Here is a 15,250-nt window from a genome sequence, read left to right on the forward strand (position 1 = left end):
GCGGTGGAAAGGTGCGGTCGCGCCTCCGGGCCGGTGCTTGATGCTACCGACCCCACCACGTGGCGGAGTCCGGCTCTCGCCCAGCGTGAAACGGATCACCCATTCGAGCGAAGCGCTATCCGTTCAGCGTTTCGAGCCAGGCCGGATCGATCTTGCCCCGCGCGACGATCACGGCCGGTCCGGTCATCTCGATCTCGCCGTCCGGGTGCTCGGTGATCACCAGCGTGCCGCCGGGGAGGTCGACGGTGTACGTGACCGGGGTGCCGGTCAGCGCGGGGTCGGCGGCGTCCCGGCGGGCCGCGGCGACGGCCACGGCGCAGGCGCCGGTGCCACAGGACCGGGTCTCGCCCGAGCCGCGCTCATGGACGCGCATGGCGACATGGCGGGGGCCCCGGTCCACGACGAACTCGATGTTGACGCCGTCGGGGTAGACGTCGGCCGGGCCGAAGGACGGCTCGGTGAACAGATCGCCGGCGTGCGCCAGATCCTCGACGAAGGCGACGGCGTGCGGGTTGCCCATGTTCACGTTGCGGGCGTCCCAGCCGCGGCCGCCGACGGTGACCGTGACTCCGTCGGCGGGCAGCCGCGCGCGGCCCATGGAGACGGTGATGTCGCCGTCCTTGGCGAGGTGCACGTTCTTCACTCCGCCGCGGGTGGCGACCGCGAGATCGCCTTCCTCGACCGAGCCGGAGCGCTGGAGGTAGCGGGCGAAGACCCGTACGCCGTTGCCGCACATCTCGGCGATCGAGCCGTCCGCGTTGCGGTAGTCCATGAACCACTCGGCCTCGTCCGCCACGGCCCGCGCCTCGGGGTGGGCGGCGGACCGCACGACATGCAGCAGCCCGTCCCCGCCGATGCCGGCCCGGCGGTCGCAGAGCCCGGCCACGACGGAGGCGGTCAGGTCGAGGGCGTTGTCCGGGTCCGGAAGGATCACGAAGTCGTTCTCGGTGCCGTGGCCCTTGAGGAAGTCGATCTGCGAGGTGGTCACGGGACAACTGTACGAGGTGGCGCCGACAGCGCCGGAAACCGCCCGCCCCCGCGCACCCCGCGCCTGCCGACGGTCCACCGGGCCCGGCAGGGCGGTGTCAGGAACGCAGCCGGGCCACACGCCACACGGCCAGCGCGACCAGTGCCGCGCACACCGCGACGTACAGCACGATCACCCGCCAGTCCGGGCGCTCGCCGGAGCCCCTGGGCGGCAGACCGGGCCAGGTGTGTCCGACACGGCGGGCGGCCATCATGCCCCAGCCCGCGGCGCAGCAGCTGATCAGCAGCCCCAGCATGGCGACGACCGCGCCGCCGCCACCGAACTCGAAGGCGAGCGGGAAGGCGAACATCAGCGATCCCATCGCGGCGAGCGTGACGATCGGCGCGAGCTGCCAGATACGCAGCCGGCGGGCGGGGCGGAGCTCGACCTGGACCTCGGGGGTCACATCGAGCTCATCGGGCCCGTCGGGGCTCAAGCTTCCTGCCTCGTGCTGCGTGTCCGGTGCGTCTTGTTCTGTGTCGCGAGGGCCGGCCTCCATCGCCACGCGCCCTCCCAACTCGGACTCCACTGGTCGATCGATGCTCGATGATGGCACGCCGCGACCGGCCGAACTGACGGGCAGGGCTTCCCGATGCAATCACGTGATCAGGCTGTGACCGCTCGTTCGACCAACGCCAGCGCCTGGCGCGGGAGTTCTCCGCGGTGCTCGGCGGCGCCGCTCAGCCAGTGGACGCGCGGGTCGCGGCGGAACCAGGAGTCCTGCCGGCGCGCGAACCGCTTGGTGGCGCGCACGGTCTCGGCACGCGCCTCGTCCTGCGTGCACTCCCCGGCCAGCGCGGCGAGCACCTGCTGGTAGCCGAGCGCCCGGGAGGCGGTGCGCCCCTCCCGCAGCCCCCGCGCCTCCAGTGCGCGCACCTCGTCGACAAGCCCCGCGTCCCACATCCGGTCGACCCTCAGGGCGATGCGCTCGTCGAGTTCGGGGCGGGCCACGTCGACGCCGATCTGGACGGTGTCGTAGACCGCATCGTTACCGGGGAGGTTGGCCGTGAAGGGCTTTCCGGTGATCTCGATGACTTCGAGGGCCCGGACGATGCGCCGCCCGTTGCTCGGCAGGATGGCGCGGCCCGCCTCCGGGTCCGCCGCGACGAGCCGGTCGTGCAGCGCGCCGGAGCCCCGTTCCGCCAGCTCCGCCTCCAGCGCGGCCCGGATACCGGGATCCGTGCCGGGGAACTCCAGGGCGTCGATCGCGCCCTTCACGTAGAGCCCGGAGCCGCCCACCAGGACCGGGGTGCGGCCCTCGGCGAGCAGCCGGTCGATCTCGGCGCGGGCGAGGCGCTGGTACTCGGCGACGCTGGCGGCCTCGGTCACGTCCCAGATGTCCAGCAGCAGGTGCGGGACGGAGGCGCGTTCCGCCAGGGTCAACTTCGCGGTGCCGATATCCATCCCCCGGTAGAGCTGCATGGAGTCGGCGTTGACCACTTCGCCCCCGAGCTGCTGGGCGAGGAACACCCCCAGGTCGGACTTTCCGGCTGCGGTGGGACCGACGACGGCGATGACCCGCGGTGCGGGAGCTGGGCTTCTCACTGGCACAGTCTCGCAAACCCGGGGGCCCGTTCCGAATGGCCGACGGGGTGGCCGGGGACCGTGGCGCGTCCGGACACCCCGTCAAGTAAAATACTGAGTACATATGGGCGTTTTCTCACAGTTCGGGTCTCCGTCCCGCCACGACAGCAGGTATCGCGGCGGTGACTGCGCGGCAGCACGGCGGGTACCCGGTCCGGAGAGAACACGCGCACGCACGCACTCCCCCAGCAGAGAAGGTGTCCGATGGGCTTCATGGACAATTTGAAGGCGAAGCTGAGCCCGGCCAAGGACAAGGTCAGCGACCTCGCGCAGCAGCACGGGGGCAAGATCGACCAGGGGCTCGACAAGGCCGCGCGGACGGTGGACGAGAAGACCAAGGGCAAGTACAGCGACAAGATCGTGTCCGGCACGCAGAAGGCCAAGGACGCGGTGGAGAAGCTGTCCAACAAGGACGGGGGCACCACCCCGCCCGCTTCCTGACCCCGGTCCGGCAGGACACCGTGACGGCCGCGGAGCGTGTCGCTCCGCGGCCGTCGTGTGTGCCGTCGGGTGTGTGCCGTCGCGTGGCCCGGCGGACCGGCCTGGGCTGGGTGTGCGCCGGATCCCGTTCCGCCGGAGTCGTCGCGGGCTCAGGACCAGGCGGCGACCAGGTAGCCCACGCCGTAGGGCGCGTCGTCGTACAGCAGCCGGCCGTCGAGACCGGCGCCCCGCGCGGCCCCCGCGAGCACCTGCCAGGGTGCGCGGCCCGCGGCCTTCAGCTCGTACGCGAGTGCCTCGTCCAGCCCGGTCAGCGCGTCTGTGTCCGCCGCGCCGAGCGCGCGCGAGGCGGCCGCGTCGAACGCGGCGGCCCGCTCGTCCAGGTAGCCCGGGGCCTTGAGGGTGCGGCAGGCGCTGCCGTCGCCCATCACCAGCATCGCCACCCGGTCCGCCCGCCCGGCCAGCGCCCGGCCGGTCTCCGTGCAGCGGGCGGTCTCCAGCGGCTCCCCCACGCCCAGCGCCTCGACCGGCGCGTCCGCCCACCCGGTGCGGGCCAGCAGCCAGGCACCGACGGCGAGCGAGGCCGGGAGCGGCCGGTCGGTCACCGTTCCCAGGTCCCGGCCGAGCCGTACCGGGAGATCGACGCCGAACTCCGCGAAGGAGCCGGTGGCGCCCTCGGGATGGGTCCCGCGGCCCGCGACTCCGGCCGGGCCGATCACGATCAGCAGATCGGGCCGGGAGGCGGCGAGCACGCCCAGCGCGTCGGTGCACGCGGTCCTCGCGGCGTCGAGCTCTGGCGCGGCACCGGCGGCGACGTCGGGGACCAGCAGGGGCGGACAGGGGCACACGGCGGCGGCGACAAGCATGAGGGGCAGCGTACTGGCCGCGCGCTCACGTGCCGCTCGGCCCGTCGGCCCCGCGTTGCCCGTCGGCGCCGTGTTGCTGACGCCTGCCCGTTCCTGTCAGTCGCAGCCGCAGCCCGGGGCCGAGGCGGCGGGCAGCGGGGCCGGGGCGCCGATGCCCGGCAGGCCCAGCATCACACCGGCCGGCTTGGCGGCGGCCGCGGCGTTGCGCTTCTCCCAGGCGTCTCCCGAGCGGGTCCGCCGTACCCCGGCGGGCGCGCCCTCTGCGAGCAGGTGGTGCGGGGCCGCGTAGCTGATCTCGACGGTCACCACGTCGCCGGGCCGTACGTCCTGGTCCGGCTTGGTGAAGTGCACGAGGCGGTTGTCGGGGGCGCGGCCGGAGAGCCGGTGGGTCGCGCCGTCCTTGCGGCCCTCGCCCTCCGCGACCATGACGTCCAGCGTGCGGCCGACCTGCTTCTTGTTCTCCGACCAGGAGATCTCCTCCTGGAGGGCGGACAGGCGCATGTACCGCTCCTGGACGACCTCCTTGGGGATCTGCCCGTCCATGTCGGCGGCCGGGGTTCCGGGCCGCTTGGAGTACTGGAAGGTGAAGGCGTTGGCGAAGCGCGCCTCGCGGACCGCGTGCATCGTCTGCTCGAAGTCCTCCTCGGTCTCCCCGGGGAAGCCGACGATGATGTCGGTGGAGATCGCGGCGTCGGGCATCGCGGCCCGCACCTTCTCGATGATGCCGAGGAAGCGTTCCTGCCGGTACGAGCGCCGCATGGCCTTCAGGATCGTGTCGGAGCCGGACTGCATCGGCATGTGCAGCTGCGGCATCACGTTCGGCGTCTCGGCCATGGCCGCGATCACGTCGTCGGTGAAGTCGCGCGGGTGCGGCGAGGTGAAGCGGACCCGCTCCAGGCCCTCGATCCGGCCGCAGGCGCGCAGCAGCTTGGAGAAGGCCTCCCGGTCTCCGATGTCGGAGCCGTAGGCGTTGACGTTCTGACCGAGCAGGGTGATCTCGGAGACGCCCTCCGCGACCAGGGCCTCGATCTCGGCCAGGATGTCGCCGGTCCGGCGGTCCTTCTCCTTGCCGCGCAGCGCCGGGACGATGCAGAAGGTGCAGGTGTTGTTGCAGCCGACGGAGATGGAGACCCAGGCCGCGTACGCGGACTCGCGGCGGGTGGGGAGCGTCGAGGGGAACGCCTCCAGGGACTCGGCGATCTCGATCTGCGCCTCCTCTTGGACGCGGGCGCGCTCCAGCAGCACGGGCAGCTTGCCGATGTTGTGCGTACCGAAGACGACGTCGACCCAGGGGGCCCGCTGGACGATGGTGTCGCGGTCCTTCTGGGCGAGGCAGCCGCCGACCGCGATCTGCATCCCGGGGCGCTTGGTCTTCATCGGGGCGAGCCGGCCGAGGTTGCCGTAGAGCTTGTTGTCGGCGTTCTCCCGCACCGCACAGGTGTTGAAGACGACAACATCGGCGTCCCCGTCGGAGCCCTCGGGCGCCCGTACGTAGCCGGCGTCCTCCAGCAGACCCGACAGCCGCTCGGAGTCATGGACGTTCATCTGGCACCCGTAGGTGCGCACCTCGTAGCTTTTTCTGACGTCCACTGCTTCGCTCCGGTTGCCGCTGCTCATGCGACAAGGGTAGGCGCTGCCCGGACACCTCCCGTCGCGGGCGGCTCCCGGACCCCTTCCCCGGCCCCGCGCCGGCCGGGAGATCCACCGGCACCCCTGGCCAGGGCCGGGAGCCACCTGGCAGGATCGCCGCCATGCTCCCGGCGGCTCTGTCCCGAATCGGCCGGCGTCGCTCCCTGCGGGCGGGCGCCGCCCTCGTCGTCGTGCTCGGGCTGCTCCTGTGGTGGTTGCTCCCGCTCGGGGATTCCACACCGACCGGGAGCCTGTCGTTCAGCACCGGGGTCCGTACCGGCGTCTACCAGCGCTACGGCGAGCGGCTGAAGGGCGCACTGGCCAAGGATCTGCCCGATGTGTCGATAGAGCTGCAGACCAGTGAGGGATCTCAGCAGAACATCGCCCGGGTGGCGACGGGCAAGGCCGATTTCACCATCGCGACCACCGACGCCGTGGCCACCTACCTGCGGGACCGGAAGCCGGGCGCCGAGCGGCTGCGTGGCTGTGTCCGGCTCTACGACGACTACATACAGCTGGTCGTGGACCGGGAATCGGAGATCCGCAAGGTCTCCGACCTACGCGGCAAGAAGGTCGCGGTCGGCCAGCAGGGCTCCGGGGTACGGCTGGTCGCGGACCGGCTGATGACGGCCGCCGGACTGGACCCCGTCAACGACGTGACGGCCGTACCGGCGGGCATCGACACCATGCCGAAGCTGCTGCAGGACGGCAAGCTCGACGCGTTCTTCTGGTCCGGGGGGCTGCCGACCACTGCGGTGGCGGACCTCTCCGACCGGTTCGCGATCCGGCTGGTCCCGCTGGAGGACACGCTGATCAAGCAGCTTCAGGCGGCGGGCGGCTCCACCCGCTACTACCGCTCGGCCGTGATGCCCGCGGACGCCTACCGCAACGCTCAGCAGGGCCAGGCCGTGCCGACCGTCGCGGTCGCCAACGTGCTGGTGACCACCGACCGTACGGACGCGGCGATGACCGAGGCCTTCACCCGGACCGTGATCGACAGCCGGGACCGCATCGGGCGTGAGGTGCACGCCGCGCAGCTGGTGGACCTGCGGACCGCGATCTACACCGATCCGCTGCCGCTGCACGAAGGGGCCAAGCGCTACTACCGCTCGGTCAAGCCCTGAGTCCGCCGGGCCGGGCCAGGCCGCCGGACGGTCCGCTCAGTCGGCTTCGCAACGGTCCGCTCAGTCGGCTTCGCAACGGTCGCTCAGCCTTGCGGCCCGTTGCGGGGTACGGACACCGTCACCCGCAGCCCGTGCGGCTCGTGGCGTTCGTAGGCGATGGTGCCGCGGCTCGCGGCCAGGAGCGCCTTCGAGATGGAGAGGCCCAGGCCGGAACCCCGTACGTTCTGGTGCTGTGAGCTGCGCCAGAAGCGGTCTCCGACGCGCTCCAGCTCCTGCTCGGTGAGGCCCGGTCCGCGGTCCGCGACGGCGACCGTGACGCACTCGCCGCCGGAGGCGACCGTGACCCGCACCTCCTCCTCCGCGGGGGTGAACTTGAGCGCGTTGTCGATGATGGCGTCGAGTGCGCTGGACAGGGCAATGGGGTCCGCCCAGGCGGTGACGGCGGGGGCGCCGTCCGTCCGGAGCCTGACGCCCTTCTCCTCGGCCACCGGACGCCAGGAGAGCACGCGTTCGGCGGTGAGGGCGCCGATGTCGGTGAGCTGGAGATCGGCCGCGGCGTGTTCGGCCAGGGCCAGGTCGAGCAGATCGTCGAGGACCTGGCCGAGGCGCTTTCCCTCCGTGCGCACCGAGGCGATCTCCTCGTTGCCCTCCGGGAGTTCCAGGGCGAGCAGCTCGATCCTGAGCAGCAGCGCGGCCAGCGGATTGCGCAACTGGTGCGAGGCGTCCGCGACGAAGGCGCGCTGCTGCTCCAGCACGTCCTCGACGTTGTCGGCCATCTCGTTGAACGAACGGGCCAGCCGCCTGAGTTCCGGCGGTCCGCCGGAGGCCGCCACCCGGGACCGCATCCGGCCGCTGGCGATGTCGTGGGCGGCCACATCCAGGGTCCGCACCGGGAGCAGGACCCAGCCGGTGAGCCGGATCGCCGCACCGACGGCCACCAGCATCGCGACCACCTCACCCGCCGCGATCAACAGCCAGCCGCGCAGGGTGTCGGAACGCATCTGCGCGGTCGGCGAGTCGATGACGACGACCGCGACCACGTCTCCGTCACGCACGACGGGTGAGGCGACGACCACCCGGCCGTCCTGCCAGGGCCAGACCTGCGGCGGGTCGTGGCTGCGACGGCCGAGCAGCGCCTCGTTGAACGCCTCGCGGCCCTCCCCCTCGACCGGCAGCCGCCAGTCGCCCGGGGCCTTCGCCATCGCGGAGTCGTCACGGTAGAAGACACCCGCTCGGATGCCGTAGACCGAGTCGTACGTCTCCAGTTCGGTCTGGAGGGTGCGCTGCCGCTCGTCGTAGCCGTTGGTGCGCTCGGTGATGAACTGGGCGAGCGCGGCGAAGCGTGCCGTGTCGTCGATCCGGTCGATCACCACGCCCTGCTGCTGGGCGGCGGCCACACTGACCGCCAGCGGAAAACCGAGCGCGAGCAGGACACTCGCCATGAGAACGATGAGCAGCGGAAGCAGCCTGGTACGCACCGGAGACGTACGCCCCTACGCGGACGGGGCGACGAGGCGGTAGCCGACCCCGCGCACGGTCTCGATCAGCGCGGGCAGCCGCAGCTTGGCGCGCAGGGAGGCCACGTGCACCTCAAGCGTGCGCCCCGTCCCCTCCCAGCTCGTGCGCCAGACCTCGCTGATGATCTGCTCCCGGCGGAACACCACGCCGGGCCGCTGCGCGAGGAGCGCGAGCAGGTCGAACTCCTTCCGGGTGAGCTGGACTTCGCTGCCGTCGACACTGACCCGCCGGGTGGGCAGCTCGATGTGCACATGGCCCAGGCGCAGCGCGGCGACGGGCGTGGGCCCGGTGTCCTCCGCGGCGGGCTTGCGCCGGCTGACGGCGTGGATACGGGCGAGGAGCTCGCCGGTGTCGTACGGCTTGGTCACGTAGTCGTCCGCGCCGAGGTTCAGCCCGTGGATGCGCGAGCGGACGTCGGCCCGCGCGGTCACCATGATCACCGGTACGGCACTGCGCTTGCGGATCTTCCCGCACACCTCGTAGCCGTCCTGGTCGGGCAGCCCGAGATCGAGGAGTACGACTCCGAAGGGCTCCGCATCCGTGGGGAGGAGGGCCTGGAGGGCCTCCTCGCCGCTGCGGGCGTGCACCACCTTGAAGCCGTGCCGGCCGAGGATGGCGGACAGGGCGGCGGCGACGTGGTTGTCGTCCTCTACGAGCAGCAGTCTCATGGGCCCCCTCTCCGGAGTCGCGGTGCTTATGAAGGTCGTGGTGTCGATGGATGTGGTTTCGGTGCGGTCGCGTACGCCCCTGGTCACTTCCCCGTATCGAGGCGTTTCACGTCAGGGTGTACCAAGGCATCCACTCCGATGACCGGTGGGCCAGTCAAGTGCCTGCCGGTTGCATCCATGTTTCCGTTATGCACCCGGTACGCCGGGACGGCCCGCGTGACGTCCCGTTCACGCGGAGTGTCCGGTTGCGGCCGGATCGTTATGCTCAATTTCCGCTCAGATGTAATGACGCTGGTCGCACTGCGTCACTAAGGTCCTTGCCAACCGAGGAGGACGGAGCAAAAAGCCGATGAGCGGAGTTTCAGTGACCAAGGGCGCCGAGGACGCTGCACCCGCGGCCGGCGGCGACCTGGTCGTGCTGAGCAACGTCAACAAGCACTTCGGCGCGCTGCATGTGCTCCAGGACATCGACCTGACGATCGCCAGTGGCGAGGTCGTGGTCGTCATCGGGCCCTCGGGGTCCGGGAAGTCCACGCTGTGCCGCACGATCAACCGCTTGGAGACGATCGATTCGGGCGCGATCTCGATCGACGGGAAGCCCCTGCCCGAGGAGGGCAAGGAGCTGGCGCGGCTGCGTGCCGATGTCGGCATGGTCTTCCAGTCGTTCAATCTCTTCGCCCACAAGACGGTGCTTGAGAACGTGATGCTGGGCCAGCTCAAGGTCCGCAAGACGGAGAAGAAGGCGGCCGAGGAGAAGGCGCGTTCGCTGCTCGACCGGGTGGGCGTGGGGACCCAGGCGGACAAGTACCCGTCGCAGCTCTCCGGCGGTCAGCAGCAACGTGTGGCGATCGCACGGGCGTTGGCCATGGACCCGAAGGTCATGCTGTTCGACGAGCCGACCTCCGCGCTCGACCCGGAGATGATCAACGAGGTGCTGGAGGTCATGCAGCAGCTCGCCCGCGAGGGCATGACCATGGTCGTCGTCACCCACGAGATGGGCTTCGCCCGCTCCGCCGCGAACCGGGTCATCTTCATGGCGGACGGCAAGATCGTCGAAGAGGCCGTGCCCGACCAGTTCTTCAGCAACCCGCGCAGTGACCGGGCCAAGGACTTCCTGTCGAAGATCCTTCACCACTGATGGAGCCTTCAGCGCCGGTTTCAGGACCGGCTGATCACTCACATCGCGTCAACTCTAGGGAATTTCACCATGCAGCTTCGTAAGGTCACTGCCGCCTCGGCCGCCGTGCTCGCCCTCGCTCTGACCGCCACCGCCTGTGGGTCCGACGACAAGGACGACTCGTCCGGTTCGGGCGGCGGCAAGAAGATCACCATCGGTATCAAGATCGACCAGCCGGGTCTGGGCCTGAAGACGCCGGACGGCAAGTACACCGGCTTCGACGTCGACGTCGCCACGTACGTCGCCAAGGAACTCGGCTACGACGCCAAGAACATCGAGTTCAAGGAGACCAAGAGCGCCGACCGCGAGACGGCGATCTCGCGCGGTGACGTCAAGTTCATCGTCGCCTCCTACTCGATCAACGACGAGCGACTGAAGAAGGTCGACTTCGCGGGCCCGTACCTCCTCGCCCACCAGGACATCCTGGTCCGCGCGGACGACAACACCATCAAGTCGCCCCAGGACCTCAACAACAAGAAGCTCTGCTCGGTCACGGGCTCGACCTCGGCGCAGAACATCCACGACACCCTGGCCCCGAAGGCCCAGCTGCAGGAGTACGGCGGTTACTCGGAGTGCCTGACCGGCCTGGAGAACAAGGCCGTTGACGCGCTGACCACGGACGACAGCATCCTGGCCGGCTACGCCTCGCAGGACGTCAACAAGGGCAAGTTCAAGCTGGCCGGCTTCAAGATGACCAACGAGAACTACGGCATCGGCCTGAAGAAGGGCGACGCCGACCTCAAGAAGAAGGTCAACGACGCGCTGACCAAGATGGTCTCGGACGGTTCGTGGGAGAAGGCCGTGAAGGCCAACTTCGGCCCGGCGAACTACAAGAACGAGCAGGCCCCCAAGATCGGCAACGTCGTCAAGTGAAGCAGGGCTGACCGGGCGCGCCGCCACTGACGGCGGCGCGCCGTGCCCTCCTACACGCGGAAGCGCGGGAGATCGTGTTCGACTTTCTTGATGGTTATGACCTGCTGGGGGCCTTCTGGGTGACGGTGCAACTCACCGTCTACTCCGCCCTCGGCTCCCTCATATGGGGAACGCTGCTGGCCGGCATGAAGGTCAGCCCGGTCCCCCTGATGCGCGGTTTCGCGACCGGCTATGTGAACGTGGTCCGGAACATTCCGCTGACCGTGATCATCGTCTTCGCCTCGCTGGGCCTCTTCCAGACCCTTCAGATCACGCTCGGGGGAGGAGGCGACTTCAAGGTCATCAACTTCCGGCTCGCGGTGCTCGCCTTCGTCGTCTACACCGCGTCGTTCGTGTGCGAGGCCCTTCGTTCGGGCATCAACACGGTGCCCGTCGGCCAGGCGGAGGCGGCCCGGGCACTTGGGCTCAGCTTCACCCAGGTGCTCCGGCTGATCGTGCTCCCGCAGGCGTTCCGGTCGGTGGTCAATCCGCTGTCCAACGTACTCATCGCACTGACGAAGAACACCACGGTCGCAGCGGCGATCGGGGTCGCGGAAGCCTCGTACCTGATGAAGGAAATGGTCGAGAACGAGGCCCAGCTGCTGCTGATCTCCGGTGTGTTCGTCCTCGGCTTCATCATCCTGACCCTCCCGACCGGTCTCATCCTCGGCTGGGTCGCCAAGAAGGTGGCGGTGAAGCGATGAGTTCCGTCCTCTATGACGCGCAGGGGCCCCGCGCCAAGCGGCGCAACATCCTGTACACCGTCCTCTTCGTACTGGCCGCAGCGGCAGTGGTGTGGTGGGTGTACGGCGGCCTCGCCGAGAAGCACCAGCTCGACTGGGTCAAGTGGAAGCCGTTCCTGACCGGCACCCAGGCATGGGAGACGTACATCTGGCCCGGCTTCCAGAACACGATCAAGGCCGCCTTCTTCGCTCTGATCATCGCTCTTCCGCTGGGCGCGCTGTTCGGCATCGGGCGGCTCTCGGACCACCGGTGGGTGCGCGTGCCGAGCGGCGTGGTCGTGGAGTTCTTCCGCGCCATCCCCGTGCTGCTCCTGATGGTCATCGCCAACGCGATGTACTCCGAGTACGCCGACCTCGAACCGGACACGCGTCTGCTGTACGCCGTCGTGACGGGTCTGGTGCTCTACAACGCCTCGGTGCTGGCCGAGATCGTGCGCGCCGGCATCCTGACGCTCCCCCGCGGGCAGACGGACGCCGCCAAGGCGATCGGCATGCGCAAGGGCCAGACGATGGTCTTCGTGCTGCTGCCGCAGGCGGTCACCGCCATGCTGCCGGCCATCGTCAGCCAGCTCGTGGTGATCGTGAAGGACACCGCCCTCGGCGGCGCGGTGCTCAGCTACCCGGAGCTGCTGGCCTCGGTCCGGCCGATGTCCGCGAACTACGGGGCGAACACCATCGCCTGTTTCACGATCATCGCGCTTGTCTACCTCGCGCTGAACTTCGCCCTGACGTCCTTCGCCAGCTGGCTGGAGCGGCGGCTCCGGCGCGCCAAGAAGAGCACGGGCGCGGTCGTGGGCACCGGCCCGGGGGGCGACCTGGAGACGGTTGGTGCGCCGTCGCTCAACATTGATGACGGACGCGCCGTCTGACGGCTGATCAACAGAGGTCCCCGAGGGGCGGTGGCGCGTGCGCCACCGCCCCTCGCCGCGTTCCGGTGTCACTTGACGCAAGCACCGGCAGTAGGTTGCATACGTTCTGTGATCGCGCACCGAGCCCCCTACGCCGCCGCATCTCCCTCGCCGCCGTCCCCGACCTCAGGGGCCGCCCCGGCCCGTCCGCTCTGCCCGTGCGCCGCCACGCGTCCGACCGCACACGTTCCGGGGGCCGCGCCGTGGACCCGGTGATCATCGTCGGTGCCGGGCCGGTCGGCCTGGTGCTGTCGCTCGCCCTCGCGGCTCAGGGGGTGCCTTCCGTCCTCCTCGACGAGGATCCCGGCAAGGAGGAGACGCGGCCGGCCCGCACGGTGGTGCTCCGCGAGGACACCGCGGCCCTGCTGGAACGGCTCGGCTGCAAGACGCTCCAGGACGAGGGCCTTCGCTGGTCCGGCTGGCGGTCCCTGCGGCGCAAACAGCTGGTCCGCGAACTACCCCTCGACGAAGGGGAACACGCGCATCCCGGGGACGCGCCGGCCGCCCCCGTCCACATCCCCCAGCACGCTCTGGTGCGCGGACTGCGGGACGCGGTGGCCGCGCAGGGTCTCGTACGGACGGCACGGCACAGCCGGATAGACACCCTGGAGCAGGATCCGGCCGGGGTCACCGTGCACACCAGGGAACCCGGCTCTACCTGGTGGCGCGGGAGTTACCTGGTGGGCTGCGACGGGGCCCGGTCCACCGTGCGCAAGCTCCTGGACATCCGGTTCCCCGGACGGACGGCGGTGGAGCGGCATGCCGTCGCCGCCCTGCGCACCGAGCTGCCCTGGCCGGGCGAGGCCGTACTGCACCGGCTGCCGCCGTGGCGCTCCGGTGGTGCCGAGGTGACCGCACGGCCGCTGCCGGACGGGGTCTGGCGTCTTGACTGGCTGCTGCCGCCGCGTGGCGAGCTCGTCACGCCCGACGTCCTGGTCGCCCGGGTCCGGGACACCCTGGCGGGCTGGTGCGGCGAGACACCCCCGTACGAACTGCTGGACACCGGCGTCTACACGCTGCACCACCGGCTCGCCCTGCGGTGGCGGGTGAAGCGGGCGTTCCTCGCCGGGGACGCCGCCCATCTGCTGGGCGCGCTCGGCACCCAGGGGCTGGACGAGGGACTGCGGGACGCCGAGAACCTGGCCTGGAAACTGGCGCTGGCCTGGCATCACGGCGCGTCCGACGTACTGCTCGACAGCTACCAGGCCGAACGCCGGGCCGCCGTCGCCGCACGGCTGCGCGCAGCCGACCAGTCGCTGCCGATACTGCGGGGCGGCGGCGGGCTGCGGACCCTGGTCCCGGGGAGCGCACGGGGGCACGATTCGCTGCTCACCGACGGGCATCTGGGATGCGGCCCCCTCGGTGCGCCCCCTTCCTACTCGCTGTCCCCCCTTGCGCCCCCGCGCGCCGAGGCGCACACGTCCGTGGGTACGCCCCCCGGTGCGCCGGTCACCGATGTGCGGGTGACGGCACCGGACGGCACCGGCGTACGGCTCCGGGAACGGCTGGGGCAGGGGCGGCTGCTGGTGGTCCTGGTGGCCCCCGGCACTGGAGTATGGGACCGGCGGCACTGGATGGGCGCTGGAGTGATGCCCCGGCTCGTCGAGGCGGTGGACGCCCTGCCGGTGAAGGGCGAACTGCTGGTGGCGGAGGGCTATCCAGGGGCCTCAGCGCACACCGTTCTGCTGGTCAGGCCGGACGGTCACCTGGTGGAGTCGTTCAGCGGGGTACGGCCCGCCGAGCTCCGCGCGGCAGCGGAAGCGGCGCGCGGCGGCGCGGCCCGCACCTCCGAACGCTCCGACCGCACCGCAGACATCAATTGACCCCCGCAGGCGCACATGGTCTACTCCGGAATATGACCGACACCGATGTGCGCCTGTGGCGGAGGGTCCATATGGACCTGCTCCGCTATGCGGGCTGCGTGTGTCGCCCGTCCTGCTGAATCGCCTTCTCCTGCTCCGCCGTGCGCCATGACGTACGGCGGGACATCCACGCGAACTCTCAGGACGGTCCCCTGTGTCTGCCTCTGCTGTGCCTGCGCCTGCCTCCGCCTCTGCTTTGCCTGTTTCCGTACCCGCGCCCGTTTCCGGTCCGTCCGGTCCGAACGGTCCGTCCGGCCTGTCCGGTCCGACTGCTGCGGAGCTGCTCGACTTCGTCCGCCGCACCGCCGCGGACGCCGCGCTCATCGCCTCGCTCCCGCTCGACCCCGAGGGCCGCACCTGGATCCGGCTCGACGGGCCCGGGGGCAGTGAGGCCTGGCTGATCGGCTGGCCGCCCGGCACCGGCACCGGCTGGCACGACCACGCCGACTCCATCGGCGCCTTCCTCACCGCGAGCGGCACGCTCAAGGAGCACTCGCTCGCGGCCCGGCTGCCCACCGACGGGTGGAAGACCCTCGAACTGACCGAGGGCATCGACCGCTCACGGCAGTTGGCTGCGGGTCAGGGAAGGGCCTTCGGCAGGCACCATGTGCACGAGGTGCTGAACGAGTCCGCCGACGAACACGCCGTCTCCGTCCACGCGTACTACCCCCCGCTCCCGCAGATCCGGCGCTACAGCCGCACGGACGCGGTGCTCCGCCTCGAACAGACCGAAATCCCGGAGGACTGGCAGTGAGCGACGCACCGCACGAAGATCACGAAGGTCACGAAGGTAC

General features: G+C 70.5%; 16 protein-coding genes. 9 read left to right on the forward strand and 7 right to left on the reverse strand.

The features are described from left to right. Window positions 1-115: 115 nt before the first annotated feature. From dapF to miaA, 3 genes are all read right to left on the reverse strand, one after another. Window positions 116-988 (reverse strand): diaminopimelate epimerase, encoded by an 873-nt coding sequence (dapF, locus tag RLT59_RS08525; RefSeq protein WP_311302857.1) that lies wholly within the window; start codon window positions 986-988, stop codon window positions 116-118. A gap of 97 nt (window positions 989-1,085) precedes the next feature. After that, on the reverse strand, window positions 1,086-1,526 hold the full coding sequence (locus RLT59_RS08530) for a hypothetical protein (RefSeq protein ID WP_311302858.1): 441 nt from the start codon (window positions 1,524-1,526) through the stop codon (window positions 1,086-1,088). Between the two features lie 107 nt (window positions 1,527-1,633). Further along, window positions 1,634-2,572, reverse strand: a complete 939-nt coding sequence (miaA, locus tag RLT59_RS08535) for a tRNA (adenosine(37)-N6)-dimethylallyltransferase MiaA (RefSeq protein WP_311302859.1) — start codon at window positions 2,570-2,572, stop codon at window positions 1,634-1,636. 243 nt (window positions 2,573-2,815) lie between these two features. Here miaA and RLT59_RS08540 point away from each other — a divergent pair, with 243 nt between their 5' ends. Further along, the gene (locus RLT59_RS08540) at window positions 2,816-3,052 is read left to right on the forward strand and encodes an antitoxin (protein WP_073737729.1); all 237 of its coding nucleotides are present in this window, start codon (window positions 2,816-2,818) and stop codon (window positions 3,050-3,052) included. A 149-nt stretch (window positions 3,053-3,201) separates the two neighbouring features. Here RLT59_RS08540 and RLT59_RS08545 read toward each other — a convergent pair whose 3' ends face one another. Together RLT59_RS08545 and miaB are read right to left on the reverse strand one after the other, a co-directional pair. Further along, the gene (locus RLT59_RS08545) at window positions 3,202-3,915 is read right to left on the reverse strand and encodes a class III extradiol dioxygenase subunit B-like domain-containing protein (RefSeq protein WP_311302860.1); all 714 of its coding nucleotides are present in this window, start codon (window positions 3,913-3,915) and stop codon (window positions 3,202-3,204) included. A gap of 96 nt (window positions 3,916-4,011) precedes the next feature. Further along, window positions 4,012-5,532, reverse strand: coding sequence for a tRNA (N6-isopentenyl adenosine(37)-C2)-methylthiotransferase MiaB (miaB, locus tag RLT59_RS08550; RefSeq protein WP_311302861.1), 1,521 nt, complete (start codon window positions 5,530-5,532; stop codon window positions 4,012-4,014). Between the two features lie 134 nt (window positions 5,533-5,666). Between miaB and RLT59_RS08555 the strand changes: the two genes are divergently transcribed. Beyond that, the gene (locus tag RLT59_RS08555) at window positions 5,667-6,668 is read left to right on the forward strand and encodes a TAXI family TRAP transporter solute-binding subunit (RefSeq protein ID WP_311302862.1); all 1,002 of its coding nucleotides are present in this window, start codon (window positions 5,667-5,669) and stop codon (window positions 6,666-6,668) included. A gap of 83 nt (window positions 6,669-6,751) precedes the next feature. Here the strand turns inward: RLT59_RS08555 and RLT59_RS08560 are convergent, their stop codons facing one another. Next, window positions 6,752-8,146 carry a sensor histidine kinase gene (locus tag RLT59_RS08560; RefSeq protein WP_311302863.1) on the reverse strand — a complete coding sequence of 465 codons (1,395 nt, stop codon included), beginning with the start codon at window positions 8,144-8,146 and terminating at the stop codon, window positions 6,752-6,754. A 15-nt stretch (window positions 8,147-8,161) separates the two neighbouring features. Then, window positions 8,162-8,854, reverse strand: coding sequence for a response regulator transcription factor (locus RLT59_RS08565; RefSeq protein ID WP_024493686.1), 693 nt, complete (start codon window positions 8,852-8,854; stop codon window positions 8,162-8,164). A gap of 349 nt (window positions 8,855-9,203) precedes the next feature. Here RLT59_RS08565 and RLT59_RS08570 point away from each other — a divergent pair, with 349 nt between their 5' ends. From RLT59_RS08570 to RLT59_RS08600, 7 genes are all read left to right on the forward strand, one after another. Beyond that, window positions 9,204-9,992 carry an amino acid ABC transporter ATP-binding protein gene (locus RLT59_RS08570; RefSeq protein ID WP_311302864.1) on the forward strand — a complete coding sequence of 263 codons (789 nt, stop codon included), beginning with the start codon at window positions 9,204-9,206 and terminating at the stop codon, window positions 9,990-9,992. A 69-nt stretch (window positions 9,993-10,061) separates the two neighbouring features. Then, a complete protein-coding gene (locus RLT59_RS08575) occupies window positions 10,062-10,904 on the forward strand; it encodes a glutamate ABC transporter substrate-binding protein (protein WP_311302865.1) in 843 nt (280 codons plus the stop codon). A 74-nt stretch (window positions 10,905-10,978) separates the two neighbouring features. Continuing rightward, window positions 10,979-11,647, forward strand: coding sequence for an amino acid ABC transporter permease (locus RLT59_RS08580; RefSeq protein WP_311302866.1), 669 nt, complete (start codon window positions 10,979-10,981; stop codon window positions 11,645-11,647). After that, window positions 11,644-12,555, forward strand: coding sequence for an amino acid ABC transporter permease (locus RLT59_RS08585; RefSeq protein WP_311302867.1), 912 nt, complete (start codon window positions 11,644-11,646; stop codon window positions 12,553-12,555). Before RLT59_RS08580 ends, RLT59_RS08585 begins: the two co-directional genes overlap by 4 nt. 242 nt (window positions 12,556-12,797) lie before the next feature. Next, window positions 12,798-14,417, forward strand: coding sequence for an FAD-dependent monooxygenase (locus RLT59_RS08590; RefSeq protein ID WP_311307651.1), 1,620 nt, complete (start codon window positions 12,798-12,800; stop codon window positions 14,415-14,417). Window positions 14,418-14,449: 32 nt separating this feature from the next. After that, entirely contained in the window at window positions 14,450-14,536 is an 87-nt protein-coding gene (locus RLT59_RS08595; RefSeq protein ID WP_311307652.1) for a putative leader peptide, read from the forward strand. Between the two features lie 116 nt (window positions 14,537-14,652). Further along, on the forward strand, window positions 14,653-15,210 hold the full coding sequence (locus RLT59_RS08600; RefSeq protein WP_311302868.1) for a cupin domain-containing protein: 558 nt from the start codon (window positions 14,653-14,655) through the stop codon (window positions 15,208-15,210). The last annotated feature ends 40 nt before the right edge of the window (window positions 15,211-15,250 follow it).

Source organism: Streptomyces sp. ITFR-6, assembly GCF_031844725.1.
GTDB lineage: Bacteria > Actinomycetota > Actinomycetes > Streptomycetales > Streptomycetaceae > Streptomyces.

Coding starts and splice junctions, on each gene's coding strand:
- RLT59_RS08530 (WP_311302858.1), bottom strand. CDS start 1,526: ATGGAGGCCGGCCCTCGCGACACAGAACAAGACGCACCGGACACGCAG.
- RLT59_RS08540 (WP_073737729.1), top strand. CDS start 2,816: ATGGGCTTCATGGACAATTTGAAGGCGAAGCTGAGCCCGGCCAAGGAC.
- RLT59_RS08545 (WP_311302860.1), bottom strand. CDS start 3,915: ATGCTTGTCGCCGCCGCCGTGTGCCCCTGTCCGCCCCTGCTGGTCCCC.
- miaB (WP_311302861.1), bottom strand. CDS start 5,532: ATGAGCAGCGGCAACCGGAGCGAAGCAGTGGACGTCAGAAAAAGCTAC.
- RLT59_RS08555 (WP_311302862.1), top strand. CDS start 5,667: ATGCTCCCGGCGGCTCTGTCCCGAATCGGCCGGCGTCGCTCCCTGCGG.
- RLT59_RS08565 (WP_024493686.1), bottom strand. CDS start 8,854: ATGAGACTGCTGCTCGTAGAGGACGACAACCACGTCGCCGCCGCCCTG.
- RLT59_RS08570 (WP_311302864.1), top strand. CDS start 9,204: ATGAGCGGAGTTTCAGTGACCAAGGGCGCCGAGGACGCTGCACCCGCG.
- RLT59_RS08575 (WP_311302865.1), top strand. CDS start 10,062: ATGCAGCTTCGTAAGGTCACTGCCGCCTCGGCCGCCGTGCTCGCCCTC.
- RLT59_RS08585 (WP_311302867.1), top strand. CDS start 11,644: ATGAGTTCCGTCCTCTATGACGCGCAGGGGCCCCGCGCCAAGCGGCGC.
- RLT59_RS08595 (WP_311307652.1), top strand. CDS start 14,450: ATGACCGACACCGATGTGCGCCTGTGGCGGAGGGTCCATATGGACCTG.